This is a genomic window from Psychromonas ossibalaenae ATCC BAA-1528 (genome assembly GCF_000381745.1).
Lineage (GTDB): Bacteria > Pseudomonadota > Gammaproteobacteria > Enterobacterales > Psychromonadaceae > Psychromonas > Psychromonas ossibalaenae.
In genome coordinates this window covers 13,245-32,091 of record NZ_KB907026.1, presented here as the reverse complement: position 1 = coordinate 32,091, position 18,847 = coordinate 13,245, and the positions used below count along the sequence as shown (strand labels likewise).

The following is an 18,847-nucleotide window of genomic DNA, read 5'->3' as shown; positions in this document are numbered from 1 at the left end:
CAGACCAATCTGAAAGCCACTGCTCACGTTTAACATTTTGACATTGCGGACAGCCTCGATGCCGACAGGAGTTGTAATACACACCACAAAGGTGCCCATGCTCACAATACTGTCCATGACTTCCCAGCTTAGCAGTACGGCACATAGTGAGAGCATCAACCGCTTTGAGTTGATACAAAGGTAACCTCAGCCCCAGTTTCTTGGGCGGGTATTCTAGAAATAATCGTTGTAACGTCCACTGCTTCATAAATATACAGTATAATTACAACTGTTTATTTATCCAGCTTTCAGTATACAAAGGACGATGGGTATGGCTTCTCTGGGCGTAGCCCGGCATGTTCAACAGCTTTATATACGTCACAGTGACGCAATTGCCCTGTTGTATATCATATTTATTAAATAACATCACAATAACCAAAAAATCAAATCAATTCAATGAATTATAAATGTTTATAATAAAACCGTGAATCGACAAATGCATCACTAGGAAGATATGCACATTTTATAAACACATCTAATCCTTTCTTTTTTAAGGTAAACTCAGAAAGTTCCCTGATAACCTTCGCAGTGACGCTTTTGTCGGAATATCAACAAAACAGGCGCAATGATGTAATTTGTAGTTTTATAAACAAAATAGGCTATATTTACTGAATATAAAAACAGTATTATTTATCCAGTATGGAGGTTGTTATGTACGATGTCCGAAAAATAATATCAGCTGATTCCAATCGTTTTATGGATCGCTTTCGCATGTTCATCCGTAGTCGACATTATTCTTACACAACAGAGAAAACCTACTGTTACTGGGTACTGTTCTATATTCGTTTTCACCATTACAAACATCCGGAAACAATGAGCAATGATGAAATTGAAGCTTTTCTGCAGCACCTGTCGGTTTCCAGACAAGTTGCCGGCAACACGCGAAAGACTGCACTAAATGCACTCATATTCATGTATCGAGAATTTATGAAGATTGAAATAAAGGGGCTGAAATTCAGGTATGCAGTAAAACCAAGACAACTCCCTACTGTTTTTACTCACCAGGAAGCACAAGCTGTCATCGATAATTTTCCCGATAAACATAAAATCTGCATCCAGCTGATGTACGGGTGTGGTTTACGAATTTCTGAAACCACCCGCCTACGCATAAAAGATATCGACTTCGGTATGAACTGCATTATCGTACGCGAAACTAAAGGGGATAAATCCCGAAGGACTTTATTACCCAAAATATTATTTGAGCCGTTAAAACTTCAAGTTAAAACCAGCCTGCTTGTACATAAAAGAGATTTAGCGAACGGCTTTGGTTCGGTTTACCTGCCCGGCGCACTGTCAAGAAAATATCCGAGTGCTGAGTTTGAGCCCGCATGGCAGTATTTATTTCCGGCCGGAGAGCTTTCCGTAGATCCAAGAACAAATATTACTCGCCGCCATCATATTTCAGAGCAGTGCGTACAGCGCAAAGTCAAACAGGTTTTGAGAGCATTAAACATGATGAAAAAAGCGGGCTGTCATACTTTCAGGCATAGCTTTGCAACTCGTTTATTAGAAGCAGGTACTGATTTACGAAATATCCAGGAGTTACTTGGCCACAGTGATATTTCAACAACGCAAATTTATTTACACGTTGTCGGTTTACATGAACGGGGAATTATCAGCCCTGTTGATAACAGCTAAAAATAAAAAGAGCCTGCCAGTTTTGCCAAGCACCAGACAAAAACAGCTCATATAAATATGAGCTGTTTCAACTGCAGAAATTAGAGAGTCTTTCCGATCTCATATAAAACGTGGTCTTATTCGTCTCAAACTGCATTGACAATATCCATCAAATACCCGTAGGCTTCATATTCTAATTCCTCATCAAATTCATCAGCCTTTGCTTCAAGATCTTTTAGATCCTGCAGAGTGGTCCCTTCGAGAATTTGTGCAAGATCATCCATTTTTGTCGCTAGTGGCGTTTCCTCTTCAAGCACATAACAGCCGCACTCACTGACCTTTCTTTCCTTACAAATACAGTCATTGGTAACTTGCTGGGTTCTTTGTGCTTCATCTTCTGAGATTGGATTAATATTGAACATTACGCCTCCATAATTAAGTTTTGCCGTAAACATTGATGGTCAGCTGTTGTTAACACTTAGTAAGACTACATATAGTGCAGTCACAAATATGATGCCCGTACATCTTATTAAGTTAAAAAGTTCATTAAGGCCTCAACAAAGAGGCGGTAATCATAGCTAATAAACAGTAGACTTTTTTCCTCTTTTAGCAAATAGTTGTATTTTATAGATAAGCTTATCCGCTATGACCGTACATATTATTGAACCCGGGAATACGAGTTTCCCAAACTGGTACCTTACTGCCCACAATTTCTTTCAGAGTATCGATAAACAGTTTAGTTTTTATCGGAGGATTTCTATGCGGATATACCGCATAAAAATGACCATAGTCAGCTAATTTAATCTGCGTCATTATCGGTATAAGTGTTCCTTGTAATATCTCATTCTCAATCATCTGCGCCGTGGTAACGGTAAACATATTTCCCGATAAAGCGCTGCTGATAAGCATTTCAACCTCATTAACTTTATAAGCGGCATGCAGATGGATAACCGCATCAAGATTATTATTATCAACATACTTTATCTTATCGATAATAAGTCCAGGAGACGAATAAACAACCGCGGGCAGTTTTTCTAACTCTTGAACCGTCTGCGGCAGCCCGTGTTTTTTAATAAAATCAGGAGAAGCAACAATCAGCAGGCGGTTTCGCGCAATCTTATTAGCGATCAAATTAGAGCTTTTCGGTTCACCGACACGAAATCCGATATCGTAGCCCTCACCTACCATATCAACGATTCTGTCTTCCAATAATAATTCAACTTGAACATCGGGAAATTTACGCTGAAATTCTAATACTGCCAGCTGCACATACTGCCGGCCAAAAAGTGTTGAGCTGGAAATTTTAAGTTTTCCGCGCGGCTGTGAATGATAATTCTCAGCCGCCCTTCGCGTATCATTGAGAAGAGCGCGCAGAGTTTCTGCCTGGCGGACCATTTCTGAGCCAGCGGCAGTGAGTGATAAAGAGCGCGTGGTTCTATTTAACAGACGAACGCCTAGCTCATCTTCTAATTTACTAACCTGTTTAGAAATAACAGAACGATTCACATTTCTATGCTCTGAAACCTTTGCGAATGAACCAAATTCAATCACTTCTAACAATAATAATAATCGACTGGCTAAATCCATACAGACTCCTTTGTTGCTTTTTAAGCACCAGTTTAGTTCATATTGCTTAGTTTTTTAACTCCTATTGGAATTGTATAGTGTTTATAACGTTGAGGGGCACAACTTGAAGCTGCTCGATAGACTACTAGTTTTTAATGAGGAAATGAAAATGAGTAAACTAACTATTACAAATAATGCAGGCATCGCAACGGTTGTTATTAATAATGCCCCGGTTAATATTTTAACGATTGATTTGATTAACGAGGTTAATGAGTTTGTTCTTTCGTTAAAAGATCAGCGTGATATTAAAGCTGTTGTATTTAAATCATTCCACCAAGATTTTTTCCTGGCGCATTTAGATCTGAACGTTATTAACGGTACTCAGGCAGGACAAGCAGCATCAATTGAATTTAACCATATGATAGCGAATATAAAAGCGATGAAACAACTTTCGATTGCACTTGTCGACGGTGTGGCCCGCGGCGGCGGTAATGAATTTGTGATGGCTTGTGATTTAGCCTACGCCACGGAGAATGCCGCTTTTGCGCAGCCGGAGCTGTATATTAATATTCCGACTGGCGGTCAGGGTGCAGTACAGTTTGCACGTCGTATGGGCAGAGGTAAAGCACTGCAGGCACTGCTAAGCGGCGCTGACTATACTGCACAACAAGCTGAAACTTTAAATATTATCACTCAGTTTGTACCTAAAGCTGAAATAGACACTTTTCTTGAACAGTTACTGTCCATTGTGGCTGTCTGGGAAGTTCGCGATATTGTCATGTATAAAGAGATTGCGGCGGCTTCTATTAAAGATGAACAGGCTGGTGCAGAGCTTGAGTTACGTTATTTTCTTGAACGCGCTAAAGAGCAGAAAACCCAAACTATCATCGGCGCATTTTTAAAACATGGCGGCCAGACTGAGCGGGAAGCGAAAGACATTCAGGGAATATTTGTTGATACAGCGACGGAGCTCAGCAGCTAGGTGTAGTTTGTAAATCAACAACTGCCGTCACTGATTAGCACAAAAAAATCCGAAAAAAAGCCCTGTCATTATTACAGGGCTGATTATACAAGAGGCGAGGCTGAAGCCTCACTTCCTAATGGATTGGTATTAAACGCGGCTGTTAACCTTTATAGATTTTCGGGTTAAATACATCTCTTAACCAGTCACCTAATAAATTAATAACTAATACCAGTGTCACTAGTACCACACCCGGGAAAACGGTTATCCACCACGCACCGGAGAAGATATATTTAAAACCGATACTGATCAAAGCGCCTAATGACGGCTGATCAACCGGCAGACCTAAGCCTAAGAACGACAGTGCGGCTTCAGACATAATGGCATTGGCCACCTGCACCGTTGAAATAACTAAAATTGGCGACAGACAGTTTGGAAGAATATGGCGGAACATAATTCTGCCCGCTTTAAATCCCATTACCTGCGCGGCTTCAACATACTCTTTCTGTTTTTCAGCCAGTACTGAGGCACGCACTGTTCGGGCATATTGAGGCCATTCTGCCACACCAATAATAACCACCAGCATTATTACTGCATATTGACTGAAAAACTCACTGCCGAAGCTGGCTTTAAAAATTGCCGAGACAATAATCGCAACCATCATGGTGGAAAACGACAGCTGCACATCGGCAAAGCGCATTAAGAAACTGTCAATACGCCCTCCGAAATATCCGGCAGACAAACCAATCACAATACCTAATATTAACTGTACAGCCACGGCTAAAAAACCAATGGTTAGAGATAAACGTGAGCCATATAAAATGGTCGAAAGAATATCACGGCCCTGATCGTCGGTGCCGAGCAGAAAGCGTTCATCGCCCTCTTCCAGCCATGACGGCGGCAGTTCAGAGTCCATCAGATCAATACTATTTAAATCATAAGGATTAGTCGGCGAAATTAACGGCGCAAACAGTGCGGCGGTAAAGAATGCTAAAAACAGTGCAAAGCTGAGCATTGCCACTTTGTCTTTCTTGAAATGATAAATCAGATCTGAGTTTTTAAATCGTTCCCAGCGACTCGGCACGTGTGAAGAAGTAATCGTATTCATGGTTATGCCCCTTTACCAGTAATATTTACAGTCGGGTTAACAACCCCGTATAACAAGTCAACAATCGTATTGGTAACCACAAAAATCAGACCGACAAAAATAACATAAGCGGTAATTAAAGGCGTATCCACACGGTTAATCGCTTCTAAAAACAGAAAACCTGTCCCCGGCCACTGGAAAACCGTCTCAGTTAAAATGGTATAAGCAACCATGGTGCCTATCTGTACACCGCCCACGGTCAGAACCGGCAGCATAGTGTTTTTAAGCGCATGCTGATAATAGATTTTGTTCATCGCTAAACCTTTAGCGGTGGCAAATTTTACATATTCAGAGCTTAATGCTTCGAGCATTTCAGAACGTACTAGACGGATAAACAGAGGCAGCATAATAGAAGCCAGAGAAATACACGGCAGAATCAGATGCAGCAGACCATCTTTGGTCAGAAATCCAGTTTCCCAGCCGAGAACATTAACGGTATCTCCACGCCCGTAGGAAGGCAGCCAGTTGAGCTCAATGGCGAAAACATACATCAGCATAATAGCGGTTAGAAAAACCGGAATAGAAATACCAAAGCTGCTGAGTGCCATTATCAGTTTTGTCCAGGCACTCTTAGGATGAATAGCGGAAAACACCCCTAGCGGTATGGAAACAAATACAATAATTAAGGCGGCGCCGAAAACCAGCTCCAGTGTTGCCTGCAGCTTATTAAGGATCACTTCAGCAGCAGGTTTTTTAAAGAAGTATGAAGTACCTAAATCCCCCTGTACAGCATTTGAAATAAAACGAGTATATTTAGTCATATACGGATCATTAAGACCCAACTCGTCACGCAGAACTTGTCTTTCTTCTTCAGAAACAGACTGCCCTACCAGCTCACGTAATGGGTCTCCGAGATTATCCTGAATGGCAAAGGCCACCAGGCTTATCACAAACATCACTATCAGAGCCTGAAACAGGCGCTTGACCAGAAACGTAAACATTGATACTTCCCTATATAATTTGAAATGATTAAATCTAGAAAAAAACAGACTTAAAAACTAACGTTTAATCCAACAAAAAGTACTGATTAAAACGCTTTAGACTTGTTGTAACAATGAGCAAAAAGCATTGTTATAACTTAAAACCTCACACTACAAAGCAAAGAGCATGAGGTGAATTACTTTAATTAAAACCAGACGGCAGCGGTTTGATAGACCATTATCTGCACGTCGGCCTTTATAACTGCTTTCTTACAAAGCGTTATTTAACAACCAGGTCACCAAAGTACGGGAAGTTAAGTGCATTCACGATCGGTGCAATTTCAAGGTTAGATTTTGCGCCCCATGCAAGGTTCTGCCAGTGCAGCGGTACAAATGCCGCATCTTTATAAAGAATCTGCTCAACTTCCTGCAGCATAGCACCACGTTTAGCCGGATCAGTTTCTGCATTTGCACTGTTAACTAAGTTATCAACTGTAGGGTTTGCGTAATGGCCGCAGTTATATGCACCTTTACCAGTCTCTTTATTTCGAGTCATGGTTAAGAATTCAGAGAAGTTTGCAGAATCTTCTGTATCTGAATGCCAGCCGATCATCATCATATCCGCTGCACATACGTCAAATTCAGGCCAGTATTGAGCTTTAGGCAGAGTTTTTAGGTCCACTTTAATACCGATTTTAGACAGCATTGCAGAGGCCGCCTGAGCAATCTTGGCATCATTAACATAACGGTTATTCGGCGCCATCATAGAAAGTTTAAAGCCTTTCTCGTAACCCGCTTCTTTCATCAGCTGCTTAGCTTTTTTCAGATCATAACGTGGTACCAATGCTTGATCGTAACCAGCATAACCTGCAGGCCCCTGTTGTCCGGCAGTGGTTGCAAAACCTTTCATGATTTTCTTAACAATACCTTTATTGTTAATCGCATGAACGATTGCCTGACGTACACGTACATCTTTAAGTGCAGGATTACTGTTCTGATTCATCTGGAAAGTAATAATTCGTGTACCGGCAACGGTTGTTAAATCGATATCTTTCGTGGTTTTAACTCGTTTCTGGTCATTCGGTGCAACAGGGTGGATTAAATCTACGTCACCTGAAAGCAGTGCGGCAACACGAGTTGCATCTTCTTTAATCGGCACCAGCGTTAATTTATCTACATTTCCCGGTGATTTAGTATCCCAGTAATCGTCAAAACGTTCGAAGACAACTTTTATTCCCTGCTCACGAGAAGTGACAATAAACGGACCTGTACCAGATACGTTTGTTGATGCAAAAGAGTTACCGTGTTTTACGATAGCACCTTTATCTTTACCGTCAGCCTGGCCGGAGTAGAACTTACTGTCCATCGGGAAAATATAAGTGGCTGTCTGCAGCACCAGCGGGTACGGTTCAGTTGATTTAATTTCTACTGTGTAGTCATCAACTTTAACCATTTTTTCATAAGGTGCGAATACACCTTTGAAGTCACCCGAGACTTTCAAACGGTTAAACGTCCAGACAACATCGTCGGCTGTCATGGTATTACCTGAATGGAATTTAACACCCTTGCGTAAGTTAAAACGGAAAGTTGTAGCATCGATTCTTTCCCACTTTTCAGCTAAACGCGCTTCAAAGTCGAACTCTTTTGTAAAACGAACCAGCGGATCAAACAGCATATGCGACATCTGCATAGTGCCGCCGGAAAGCTGCTCGTGCGGGTCAAGTGATACCGGATCGGCATCATAGGCAACTGTAACATCCGCTGCACTTGACGTAAAACTTAGACCTGCAGCCAGTAACGCAACGGCTAGTTTGGTTTTGAAGAATTTCATTTAGTAGCTCCTTTAGCGGGAAGATTTCCCTTTCTGTTTTTAGTTGTTATTAGCAGGTGGTCACGGCTTCAGGTAAAAGTCACCTGAAGCCGTGCACTTTATGCTGATTCTAAATCGTTTCTTAATCCTTTAAATTCAGGCATTAAAGATACAAGATGTTTACTGTAATCATGCTGCGGGTTAGTAAACAACTGTTCTGTTGGAGCAATTTCTAATAACTGCCCCTGTTTCATTACCCCGATACGGTCACATACCTGACGGATAACCGGCAGATCATGGCTGATAAACAGCATAGTCAGATTCAGTTCATCCTGAAGATCTTTCAGCAGGTTTAGTATCTGCGCCTGTACGGATACGTCTAATGCAGATGTCGGTTCATCACAAATCAGTAAACGCGGGCGTGTTGCTAATGCACGCGCGATGGAAATGCGCTGACGCTGCCCCCCCGAAAATTCATGTGGGTATTTCACACCCGCCATGCGTCCAAGGCCTACATGGTCGAGCAGATCGTGTACTATCTGACGTGTCTGCGCTTCTGATTCAGCTAACTTATGAAAACGAATCGGCTCAGCAATGATGTCGAATATTTTCATACGCGGATTCATTGAAGTATAAGGATTCTGGAAGACCATCTGCATCTGCCTGCGCATCGGACGGCGTTCTTTTTCCGACTTCAATGCGGTTAAATCAACACCTTCAAAAGTAACCTTGCCCTCATCAGGCGGATATAAGCCGGCAATAACGCGGGCAATGGTAGATTTACCTGAGCCGGACTCACCTACCAGACCGAAAGTTTCACCTTCCTGAATCTGAAAACTGACATTATTTGATGCCTGAACAAATTCACGGCGGCTTTCAAAAAATGAATCTTTAGTAATAAATCGTAAACTGACATTTTCAACATTCAGCAGCGGTCCGGTGTAGATTCTCTGATCTTCACTTTGTCCCAGCCAGTGCGTTTTAACATCAAGTTTTTCCATTTCATGGGCTTCTTCGATATAACTAACCAGCGGGAAACGATCCAGTTTAATATCTGAACGGGGAACCGCAGAGATAAGACTGCGCGTATAGTCATGCACCGGGGTGCCGAGCACCTGCTGCGTTGCACCGAATTCCACCAAGTCGCCGCGATACATTACCGCTACTTTATCGGTGACATTTGAAACAACGCCCATATCATGGGTTACCAGCATACAGCCGACATTTTTCTTAATACATAAATCGCGGATAAGTTTAAGGATCTGATCCTGAATGGATACATCCAGTGCAGTAGTTGGTTCATCGGCAATAATTAAGTCCGGTTCACCTGAAAGTGCAATGGCAATCACCACACGCTGCCTCATTCCTCCGGAAAACTGATGCGGATACTGCTTAATACGCAGATGAGGCTCGGGAATACCGACCTGCTCCATTAATGTTAACGCTCTGGAAACCGCTTCCTGTGGAGTAACATCCAGGTTGGCAAGAATTGTTTCGGTTAACTGACGTTCAATAGTGAATAGCGGATTGAGTGATGTCATCGGATCCTGGAAAATAAACCCGATTTTGGAGCCGCGAACTTTACGCATCTCCTGCGGGGATAAACCGGATACTTTTTCACCTTCAAGAAAGACCTCACCGCTGGCAATAACACCAGGAGGACTTAAAAGGTCAATAATACCATTACCCACAGTGGATTTACCGGCACCTGACTCTCCCACAACACCGACAATTTCTCCCCTTTCAATGGTGAAAGAGAGGGACTTAACGGCCGCATGAACGCCATGACGAGATGGGTATTCAATGCGAAGATTTTTTACTTCTAATAGAGACATTACCTGATTCCTGGTAACTAAACGGCAGCCCGTTCAGTTATAAAATTGATTCCGTTCATTATCAGCATTATCTGCATGATTAAAAAATCGGCAGATCTACCTATAACAAAAGTGCAAAAAAGCAGCAAAAGTACAAAATAGCATCGCTTCATGCTAGAGAATAAATTGATCCAGCACAATATTGCTGATGCAATTTTGACTATGGCTTCAAATTAATAGCAGATATTTAGCAAAAAATAATACTGTGCAGAGAGTGATTTCAGCTTTAAAACAAAGATAAAAAGTAGCTGAATCATTAACATAACATCAAACGCTATGTTTAAAATTTAGTCAGACAGGAATATAGAAAAGGAATTTACAGCAGCCAAAGACGGCTCAAAACAGTGCTGCCCGAAGTATAACAGGCAGCTCTGCTTTATGGGGTGTGTTTCGAATTAAGCGAGAGCTTCTTTTTGTACAGGTTCGCTCAACCCCTGCTGAATGAAGTTCGAGAAGTGATGCATCGCTTTTTGTGCCAGCGGGGGCAGATTATCAAAATCAATATTATCCAGCAGATTTTTAATCTCTAAGCCGAGTTCAGTATCCCCCTGAATAGATAAACGACGCTGGAAAAACAGCGTATCAGGATCTTCTTTTCTGCCGGCAATCAGAATAAATTCATTAACCGCACCGGAAAATACCACATCTTCCTGTGCACACTTCTCTTCAATAATTAACTTGTTATCGGCAAAGCTTAAATACCAGGTCAGTCTCAGATCGGTTATTTCTACTTTTAACCATTTTTCTTCTAAAAACTCTAGATCACCGTCTTCAATAGCTTCAGCAAAAACGTTATCTAATAATTCCGACAGTAATTTTTTTTGTACAAAAAAAGGTAACAGTGCAGTCGGCAGAGCAAGCACTTTAGGGGCATTTATCACCAGGTTATGGTGAATATTGGCAAGTACAGATTTAAACATGGAATTTCCCGGTTATTGATAACGACTGGATTATAGAGGCAAAGGTCAAAAAAAAATTAGTCTAAATCAATATTTTTCCTTAATGTTAAATTTTCTCTGCATTCCTGCCCTATATCAATAAAACAATCTGATATCTTTTTACAATTGTGCAACTTTGTATAGTTAGGATATTTATGGAACTTCTCTGCCCTGCCGGCAGCTTGCCTGCTTTGAAAACCGCCATTGATTGTGGTGCCGATGCTGTTTATGTCGGTCTGAAAGATGATACTAACGCCCGTCATTTTGCCGGTTTAAATTTTAATGATAAAAAACTCGCCAAAGGCGCTCAGTATGTGCGTGATAATAACAAGCATTTACATGTCGCCATTAATACCTTTGCCCACCCGGGCGGCGAAAAACGCTGGCAGAATGCCGTTGATAAATGTGTCGACTTAGGGGCCAATGCGGCTATTATTGCCGATATCGCTACACTCGATTATGCCGCCAATAAATACCCGGAGCTTGAACTGCACCTTTCAGTTCAAGCTTCGGCAACTAATACTGCCGCCATTGACTTTTATAAGCAGAATTTTAATGTGAAACGTGTGGTGCTGCCGCGTGTTCTGTCAATCCAGCAGGTAAAACAGCTTTCCAGAAATACCGACATGGACCTGGAAGTGTTTGCCTTCGGCAGTTTATGTATTATGGCGGAAGGTCGCTGTTATCTGTCGTCCTATTTCACCGGTGAATCGCCAAATACTGTCGGCGCCTGCTCTCCTGCGAAATTTGTGCGCTACCAGGAAACCGCAAACGGTCTGGAATCTCGTCTTAATGATATTCTTATCGACCGATATCAGGATAATGAAAAAGCCGGTTATCCAACCCTGTGTAAAGGTAAATTCAATGTTGATAATAACCTTTATCACGCACTGGAAGAGCCGACCAGTTTAAATACCCTGTCTATGGTGCCGGAGTTAATGAAAGCCGGTATCTGTTCAGTCAAAATTGAAGGCCGTCAGCGCAGTACAGCTTATGTAGAGCAGATAACCCGTGTCTGGCGTGAAGCCATTGACAGCTATAAAGCCAACCCGGAAGCTTATCAGGTAAAAGAGCAGTGGAATGCGGTTCTTGCAAACGTATCAGAAGGCAGCCAGACAACACTTGGTGCTTATCATCGTGACTGGCAATAAATTTAAGGAAACAGCGTGAAATTATCATTAGGCCCTCTTCTCTATTACTGGCCCAAACAAACCGTAGAAGATTTTTACCACCAGGCATTAAAAAGCGAAGCTGATGTTATCTACTTAGGCGAAACCGTCTGCAGCAAACGTCGTGAATTAAAAACCCGTGACTGGATTGAACTGGCCAAAGCATTAGACGGCCAGGGAAAGGAGATTGTTCTTTCCAGCATGGCGCTGCTAGAAGCGCCTTCGGAAGTTAAAATTTTACGTCAGCTGTGTGAAAACGGCAGCCTGAAAGTTGAAGCCAACGATGTGGGTGCGATTCAGTTATTAGCTGAAAACAAGGTACCTTTTGTCTGTGGTCCGGCGATTAACTGTTATAACGCCAGTGTGCTTAAACTGTTTGTTAATAAAGGTATGCAGCGCTGGGTAATGCCGGTTGAACTGTCGCGCGACTGGTTAGTTAAAACAGCTGCAGACTGTGAAAACTTAGGTATTCGCGATCAGTTTGAAATTGAGGTTTTCTCCCACGGTTTTATGCCGCTTGCCTACTCAGCACGCTGCTTCACTGCACGCTCGGAAAATAAAGCCAAAGACGACTGCGAACTGTGCTGTATTAAATATCCAACCGGACGTCCAACAACCACACAGGAAGATCAGCAGGTATTTGTACTAAACGGTATTCAGACACAATCGGGATATTGCTATAACCTGATTAATGATCTGCCGTCAATGGACGGCCTGGTAGATGTAGTGCGGGTAAGTCCTTCCGGCAGTGAAAGCTTTGACGTGCTAAGTGACTACCGCGGCGCATTAAAAGGTTTAGATAAACCGGTTATACTCGACAGCAAAGAGTGCAACGGATTCTGGCATCAGATTTCCGGACTGCAGACGCAGCTGTAAGTACAGGTTATTTAAGGCAGGTACGGTTATTACTGTACCTGTTTAAATAACCTCTTATATAAAAAACCCTGCACATAATCGACACCTAGCTGTTTTGCAAAGTCAAAGTCATCTTGAGTTTCCACCCCTTCGAGTATCACCTGTTTACCTGTGTTATGCGCATAACTTACCATACAGCTTACCAGCGCCATAAAATTCCTATCATTTTGATTTCTTATCACATATTTATCCAGCTTAATAAAATCTACCATCTGCACCACGGATGTGGATAACATCGACTGCGGATTAAAAAGATCATCAATCGCCGTATTAATATTGTTTTGGGCAAGGTTATCAATCATCGCCAGACTCATCACTGCATCACTGAGCTGGGAGTTTTCAATCAGCTCAACAATCACGTTGGCTTTATGGTAGTTATTGAATAGTTTTACAAAGGGATTATCGCTTTTTAACAGACCAGAAGCTGAATAGGAGTCCTGATCTAAATTAACAAAAATATTGGTACTTTCTGGTGCATATGATAACTGCAGTATCTTTTGTGCATACTCAACTTGAAATAGACTTAGCGGATTATCATGTAAAGAGGCATACACAAGATCCGGGCGAATGCTGCTGTTATCTGCTTCGAAAAAACGCGATAGACATTCATAGGCAAAAATTTCATTACTGCCGACAGCAACGATCGGCTGGTATTCTACCCCGTAGCGTTTTTCTTCCATTAAACTTAATAACTGCGGAGCTTGTAGGCGGGCTTGCTGACTCATTCATTTATCCGTAAATTCACATTGACACGAACTGTAAATGAGAATCATTAGCATGTAAATAGATAAGCTGAGATTTAACTACAGGAAAGTCTTAATTAAAGGATTACAGACATTCCCCTAAAATACTGACCGCTTTTATATATGCAAACACCGTCTGTTTAAGCTGCAGATCCAGCTCTGTTAAAGATTTTAAAGTAATTTTAGCCAGCAGTTTCTGCTTACCTGTACTCAGAGTTAATAATACACTGCCGGCTGACAAAGGCTCAATCTGCTCAATACTGACCTGCAGACAGTTCTGCAGGGAGCTGCCGCTTAAACGCTGCGCGGCAATAATCACATCTTTGCTTTCTACTTTAATCTGCAGGCTGGTTTCGCTAGGCTGAGTATCAACAGTTAAAAGAACTTCCTGATTGTCCACTAAACCATGCAGCAGTGAATAATCTTTATCCCAGGTAAGCGAATCAACATTCAGCAGTAATCCTGAATGTGCATGCTTTGCCAGACTTAACTTAGGATTTAAGAAAAGTGTCTGAGGCTCTCCAATCGCTTCTACCCTGCCCTGTTCGATTAAAATCATCTGCTGACTAAGATAGAAAACCTCAGGCATAGAATGGGTGATATAGATAATCGGAATACTTTTGCTGACATTTTTAATAAAAGGTAATAATAACTTACGGCTGTGCTGATCCAGTGATGATAACGGCTCATCCATAATCAGCAGCTGCGGATCAGTTAAAATTGCACGCGCAATAGCAATGCGCTGTTTTTGACCGCCGGAGAGCTGATGACTTTTTTTACCGAGCAGTGAACTGAAATCTAATAATTCAGCTAATTCGTTAATAGTGTATAAACTTTTCGACGCTTTTTTGCACGCCAACTGTAAATTGCCCAGTGCATCAAGGTGCGGAAACAAGCGTGGTTCCTGAAAGACCATGCCGATTCTACGCTTTTCTGTTTTAATAAAAGAGGTTTTGCTCTGCCATTGACACTGCTTGAAATTTAACAGCCCGGAAAACGAGTTATCTAACCCTGCAAATGCGCGTATTAATGAAGTTTTACCGGCGCCGGAATCACCGAAAACAGTGCAAATGCCCTCCAGCTTAATTGCGCCCTGAAAATGAAACAGCAGCTGCTGTGACTGATATTTTATAAGATCAAACTCAAGCATTAGTCAGCCTCTTCTGGCGTTTCTGCAGCACACCGTAAATAAACATCAGCAGGGTCATGGAAAAAGCTAACAGGGTAAATGACAACACATGTGCCTGCTCGTACTGCAGCGTTTCTACATGATCAAACAATGCAATTGATATTACCTGCGTTTCACCTGGAATATTACCGCCGATCATCAGCACCACACCAAACTCACCAATAGTATGCGCAAAACCTAAAGCACCGGCGATAATAAAACTAGGCAGCACCATAGGGAAAACTACCCGGTAAAATGTTTCCGTGGAATTAAAACCCAGTGTCGAAGCAACTTCAAGGTAGTCTTTATCTAAATTTACAAATGCGCTCTGCAGCGGCTGTACGACAAAGGGTAAGGAATAGATAATTGAAGCGATTAATAAACCGGAAAAAGAAAAGGCTAACGTACCGCCGGTTAAGCTCATCCACAATCCGCCGAATAAACTGTCCGGAGAAAAAGACAGCAGCAGGTAAAAACCCAATACCGTCGGCGGCAGCACCAGAGGCAGTGCAACTAAGGCTTCCACAAAGGGACGATAAAAACGTTTACTGCGGGCCAGCCACCAGGCGAGCGGCGGAGAAAGGATTAATAAAATAAGCGTGGTTAATCCGGCTAATTTGAAGGTGAGAAAAATCGCGCTGTAATCTAATGCATCAAGCATATTTTATAAATAACCTTTGTCACGGATCAGTGTCTGCGTTGCTTCCGATTTTAAATAATCGATAAAGTCTAATACTTTTTTATTTTCAGCGGCAGCCGTCAATAAAACGCCCTGCTGCAGAATCGGTTGATGTAAGTCATCGGGGATCAAATAATAATGTTGTTTATTATTCTGCAGCAGCAGTGAATAAGCCACGAATCCTGCATTAATATTACCCGAATCAATAAACTGATAGGTCTGCGCTATATTTGTACCTTTTATATATGAAAAACGCTGCCACAAATTTAACTGCATTAATGTCTGCTTTGACGCCAGACCATAGGGAGCAAGCTTAGGGTTGGCAATAGCCAAGCGCCCGGAAAAATCCAGCAGCGTCTGTTGATTTACATTTTTTCCCTGCGGCAGCCAGAAAGCCAGCCTGCCCTGCGCATAGGTAAAGCGTGAACCTGTTACACCGTATTTGCTATCTTCAATCAAGGCAGCACGTTCACTGTCTGCGGATAAAAACAGATCAAAGGGAGCGCCGTGGCTGATCTGGTTAAATAAAGTGCCCGTCGACGCACTGGAGATAATGACCTTATCTCCAGTGTGCTGCTGATAGCGCTGAGCAATTTCACTTAAGGTGGTTTTGAAATTACTGGCGACCGCCACTTTAATTGAAGCATGAATCGGTGTAACAAATATCAGCAGCAGCAGTATCAGCAGTTTCATTTACCGGTCCATTTATTTAAAGCTTCCTGATCCGATTCTCGAGCATCAACCCAGTAGCTTTCCTGCTGTGCATTGGTTTCTTTTTTCCAGAAAGGCGCCTGAGTTTTCAGGTAGTCCATTATAAACTCACAGGCGGCAAAAGCATCCTGACGATGCAGACTGGCAATCCCCACAAAAACGATCTGATCTAGCAGCTGCAGTTCACCAATGCGGTGAATAACCGTGCAGTCGATAATATTCCAGCGAGATTCTGCCTGTTTTACTATTTCCGCTAGAGAAGATTCAGTCATTCCCGGATAATGCTCCAGAGTTAAACTGCTGACCTGCTCTCCCTGATTGATGTCTCTCACCAGTCCGCTGAAAGTCACTACTGCACCAACACTAGGATCTTTACGCAGTCGGTCATATTCAACCTGCTGATTAAAGTCTTCACTCTGCACTTTAATCATTTTTAACCGCCGGTTACTGGTGGAAAGAAAGCAACTTCATCACCGCTGCTTAAATCGATATTATCATTACAAATGGTCTGATTAACAGCCACCATTAAACGAGCATTAGAAAGCACCTTGTTCCATTTTTCATCACGCGTTTTTAAATTAGTCAGCAGCATCTGCACATTACTATTTTCATCACTTGGCATCTGCAGCTCGCTAGTCGCTAACTGATCGCGGATCTGTGCAAAAAACAACACTTTGATCATGTCTATTCCTTAAGTTGTAAAATGATTATTCAGGTAATATTCACTCACCATAACAGAGTGAATATTTTACAGCCGAAGCGGCAATACCAAACTAATTAAGTAAATGGTCAGTTTAGGCGCAGGAAAAATTAATACTAGCAAGGCATTAATTAATGTAACTAGTTATTCTAATTACGAAATTAATAACGAAGATAGGATTGATTTTAACCAGCATAAAAGACCGGATACTTATTCAGATTGGTATAACATCAGCTCTCTGCTTTAAAATGACCCGATTTACCACCAGTTTTTTCAAGCAGCTTAACCTGAGTAATGATCATATCTTTCTGTACTGCTTTACACATATCGTAAATGGTTAATGCAGCCACTGAAGCAGCCGTTAACGCTTCCATTTCGACCCCGGTTTTGCCCGAGAGTTTACATAAACTCTGAATTTTAACACGGTTAAACTCAGGTTCAGCAGTTAACTCAACTTCCACTTTTGTTAATGCTAAAGGGTGACACAGCGGAATAACATCAGAGGTTTTTTTAGCGGCCATAATACCGGCGATTCTTGCTGTCGCAAAAACATCTCCTTTATGGTGCGAACCGCTGACAATTAAATCAAGTGTCTGCGTCGACATTTCAACATAAGCCTGTGCGACAGCCTGACGCTCTGTGACATTCTTATCGGTCACATCCACCATATTCGCTTTGCCGTCTTGATTAATATGGGTAAATTGACTGTTCATATTAAACACCAATATGCGGCATAAAATTGCACGGTTTATGCTGTGAGTTTAACTGCTCAACAATGATTTTTGACCATGCTGTTTTACACGCGCCCGTTGATCCCGGCATACAGAAAATCACCGTTTTATTAGCAAAACCGGCAACGGCGCGGCTTTGAATAGTTGATGAACCAATTTCCTGATAAGAAATATGGCGGAATAACTCGCCAAAACCTTCAACCTGTTTATCAAATAAAACCGATACAGCTTCAGGTGTGGTATCACGCGATGTGAAACCTGTTCCGCCGGTAATTAAAATCGCTTCAATTTTCTCATCAGCAATCCAGCTGGAAACTACGGCACGGATTTTATACACATCATCGATAACGATCTGCTTATCTTCCAGATGGTGTCCTGCTTCTTCTAAAGAGTCAACCAGGTAACCGCCTGACGTATCCGTTTCTTCGGTGCGGGTATCAGAAACCGTTAATACAGCAATTTTTGATGGTTTAAATTCTTTTGTAGAGAGATGGCTCATTTTGGATCCTTTTTAATATTTTTATACTTTATTAGTCAGACAGTTTTGCAAACATTTCCTGACAAGTTTTCCACTCTTGTGGTGTATTACTATTCTGGAAACGGAAATCATCCTGCTTCTGATAACTAACAGGCTGTATTTTAAGTGTTTTAAGTAATCGGTACAGAGAGCGTTGTTTTTTTTGCGGTGAAATTAACGCTTCTGCCAAATATTCTTTAAGCTGCTGGTTAAGCGGTAAAATCATAGGGAATGTCACCTGCTGATAAAACACACCATGACCGAGCTCCTGGTATTTTTCAACTAATAAAGCACAGTCCGCTTTCTGCAGCAGCGGCATATCAACGGGCATAATAAACAACGCATCATATAACCCCGACAGCTGCTCAACACAGGCATGTAAACCACCTATAGGGCCTAACTGCGGGTGCTGATCCGCAATACAGTCGAACTGCGCATATTCTCCGCTAACGTAAACATGTTGTAAATCTAAAGATTCCAGCAGATTAACACAGCGGCTGAGCAGCGTCTGCTCTTCTAATAATAACTTAGCTTTATCCTGTCCCATACGGCTGGAAAGTCCGCCGGCTAATACGATTCCTGCAATTTTCAAAAAACATTCCTAGTTGTTATACTCGTTACCAATCAAAATGCATTTATCAG

Annotated in this window: 21 protein-coding genes; 4 read left to right on the top strand and 17 right to left on the bottom strand. The window is 42.0% G+C overall.

Annotated elements, in window-relative coordinates; all coding sequences use genetic code 11:
* A partial coding sequence (locus G327_RS26665) for a transposase zinc-binding domain-containing protein (protein ID WP_211217257.1) occupies nt 1-247 on the bottom strand: 247 nt, incomplete at its 3' end.
* Between the two features lie 443 nt (nt 248-690).
* Between G327_RS26665 and G327_RS0120620 the strand changes: the two genes are divergently transcribed.
* Complete coding sequence (locus G327_RS0120620) at nt 691-1,677, top strand: integron integrase (protein ID WP_019616706.1); 987 nt, start codon at nt 691-693, stop codon at nt 1,675-1,677.
* A gap of 125 nt (nt 1,678-1,802) precedes the next feature.
* Here the strand turns inward: G327_RS0120620 and G327_RS0120615 are convergent, their stop codons facing one another.
* Both G327_RS0120615 and G327_RS0120610 read right to left on the bottom strand, forming a co-directional pair.
* The gene (locus G327_RS0120615; protein ID WP_019616705.1) at nt 1,803-2,078 is read right to left on the bottom strand and encodes a hypothetical protein; all 276 of its coding nucleotides are present in this window, start codon (nt 2,076-2,078) and stop codon (nt 1,803-1,805) included.
* Between the two features lie 214 nt (nt 2,079-2,292).
* Complete coding sequence (locus G327_RS0120610; RefSeq protein WP_019616704.1) at nt 2,293-3,243, bottom strand: LysR family transcriptional regulator; 951 nt, start codon at nt 3,241-3,243, stop codon at nt 2,293-2,295.
* A 148-nt stretch (nt 3,244-3,391) separates the two neighbouring features.
* Between G327_RS0120610 and G327_RS0120605 the strand changes: the two genes are divergently transcribed.
* Nucleotides 3,392-4,204 (top strand): enoyl-CoA hydratase/isomerase family protein, encoded by an 813-nt coding sequence (locus tag G327_RS0120605; protein WP_019616703.1) that lies wholly within the window; start codon nt 3,392-3,394, stop codon nt 4,202-4,204.
* A gap of 142 nt (nt 4,205-4,346) precedes the next feature.
* On the opposite strand, the gene G327_RS0120600 is transcribed toward G327_RS0120605, so the two are convergent.
* The 5 genes from G327_RS0120600 to ubiT all read right to left on the bottom strand — a co-directional run bounded on the left by G327_RS0120600 (nt 4,347) and on the right by ubiT (nt 10,854).
* Nucleotides 4,347-5,291, bottom strand: coding sequence for an ABC transporter permease (locus G327_RS0120600; RefSeq protein ID WP_019616702.1), 945 nt, complete (start codon nt 5,289-5,291; stop codon nt 4,347-4,349).
* Nucleotides 5,292-5,293: 2 nt separating this feature from the next.
* Nucleotides 5,294-6,271, bottom strand: coding sequence for an ABC transporter permease (locus G327_RS0120595; RefSeq protein WP_019616701.1), 978 nt, complete (start codon nt 6,269-6,271; stop codon nt 5,294-5,296).
* Between the two features lie 259 nt (nt 6,272-6,530).
* Nucleotides 6,531-8,081, bottom strand: a complete 1,551-nt coding sequence (locus G327_RS0120590) for an ABC transporter substrate-binding protein (RefSeq protein WP_019616700.1) — start codon at nt 8,079-8,081, stop codon at nt 6,531-6,533.
* A 98-nt stretch (nt 8,082-8,179) separates the two neighbouring features.
* On the bottom strand, nt 8,180-9,895 hold the full coding sequence (locus tag G327_RS0120585; protein ID WP_019616699.1) for a dipeptide ABC transporter ATP-binding protein: 1,716 nt from the start codon (nt 9,893-9,895) through the stop codon (nt 8,180-8,182).
* Nucleotides 9,896-10,329: 434 nt separating this feature from the next.
* Nucleotides 10,330-10,854, bottom strand: a complete 525-nt coding sequence (gene ubiT, locus G327_RS0120580) for a ubiquinone anaerobic biosynthesis accessory factor UbiT (protein ID WP_019616698.1) — start codon at nt 10,852-10,854, stop codon at nt 10,330-10,332.
* 173 nt (nt 10,855-11,027) lie between these two features.
* On the opposite strand from ubiT, the gene ubiU reads away from it, so the two are divergent.
* Together ubiU and G327_RS0120570 are read left to right on the top strand one after the other, a co-directional pair.
* The gene (ubiU, locus tag G327_RS0120575; protein WP_019616697.1) at nt 11,028-12,023 is read left to right on the top strand and encodes a ubiquinone anaerobic biosynthesis protein UbiU; all 996 of its coding nucleotides are present in this window, start codon (nt 11,028-11,030) and stop codon (nt 12,021-12,023) included.
* Between the two features lie 15 nt (nt 12,024-12,038).
* Nucleotides 12,039-12,917, top strand: a complete 879-nt coding sequence (locus G327_RS0120570) for a U32 family peptidase (protein ID WP_019616696.1) — start codon at nt 12,039-12,041, stop codon at nt 12,915-12,917.
* A gap of 29 nt (nt 12,918-12,946) precedes the next feature.
* Here G327_RS0120570 and G327_RS0120565 read toward each other — a convergent pair whose 3' ends face one another.
* The 9 genes from G327_RS0120565 to mobA all read right to left on the bottom strand — a co-directional run bounded on the left by G327_RS0120565 (nt 12,947) and on the right by mobA (nt 18,797).
* Nucleotides 12,947-13,681 (bottom strand): EAL domain-containing protein, encoded by a 735-nt coding sequence (locus G327_RS0120565; protein WP_019616695.1) that lies wholly within the window; start codon nt 13,679-13,681, stop codon nt 12,947-12,949.
* Between the two features lie 103 nt (nt 13,682-13,784).
* Nucleotides 13,785-14,849: a molybdenum ABC transporter ATP-binding protein gene (gene modC / locus G327_RS0120560; protein WP_019616694.1), complete on the bottom strand. Its 1,065-nt coding sequence runs from the start codon at nt 14,847-14,849 to the stop codon at nt 13,785-13,787.
* Nucleotides 14,842-15,528, bottom strand: a complete 687-nt coding sequence (gene modB, locus G327_RS0120555) for a molybdate ABC transporter permease subunit (protein ID WP_019616693.1) — start codon at nt 15,526-15,528, stop codon at nt 14,842-14,844. The genes modC and modB overlap by 8 nt, the downstream gene beginning before the upstream one ends.
* Before the next feature lie 3 nt (nt 15,529-15,531).
* Nucleotides 15,532-16,239 carry a molybdate ABC transporter substrate-binding protein gene (gene modA, locus G327_RS0120550; RefSeq protein ID WP_019616692.1) on the bottom strand — a complete coding sequence of 236 codons (708 nt, stop codon included), beginning with the start codon at nt 16,237-16,239 and terminating at the stop codon, nt 15,532-15,534.
* Nucleotides 16,236-16,688, bottom strand: a complete 453-nt coding sequence (moaE, locus tag G327_RS0120545; RefSeq protein ID WP_019616691.1) for a molybdopterin synthase catalytic subunit MoaE — start codon at nt 16,686-16,688, stop codon at nt 16,236-16,238. The genes modA and moaE overlap by 4 nt, the downstream gene beginning before the upstream one ends.
* Nucleotides 16,689-16,690: 2 nt before the next feature.
* Nucleotides 16,691-16,939 carry a molybdopterin converting factor subunit 1 gene (gene moaD, locus G327_RS0120540; protein WP_019616690.1) on the bottom strand — a complete coding sequence of 83 codons (249 nt, stop codon included), beginning with the start codon at nt 16,937-16,939 and terminating at the stop codon, nt 16,691-16,693.
* A gap of 248 nt (nt 16,940-17,187) precedes the next feature.
* Nucleotides 17,188-17,670: a cyclic pyranopterin monophosphate synthase MoaC gene (gene moaC / locus G327_RS0120530; protein ID WP_019616688.1), complete on the bottom strand. Its 483-nt coding sequence runs from the start codon at nt 17,668-17,670 to the stop codon at nt 17,188-17,190.
* Between the two features lies 1 nt (nt 17,671).
* Nucleotides 17,672-18,187 carry a molybdenum cofactor biosynthesis protein B gene (gene moaB / locus G327_RS0120525; RefSeq protein WP_019616687.1) on the bottom strand — a complete coding sequence of 172 codons (516 nt, stop codon included), beginning with the start codon at nt 18,185-18,187 and terminating at the stop codon, nt 17,672-17,674.
* 31 nt (nt 18,188-18,218) lie between these two features.
* The gene (gene mobA, locus G327_RS0120520) at nt 18,219-18,797 is read right to left on the bottom strand and encodes a molybdenum cofactor guanylyltransferase (RefSeq protein ID WP_019616686.1); all 579 of its coding nucleotides are present in this window, start codon (nt 18,795-18,797) and stop codon (nt 18,219-18,221) included.
* Nucleotides 18,798-18,847: the final 50 nt, after the last annotated feature.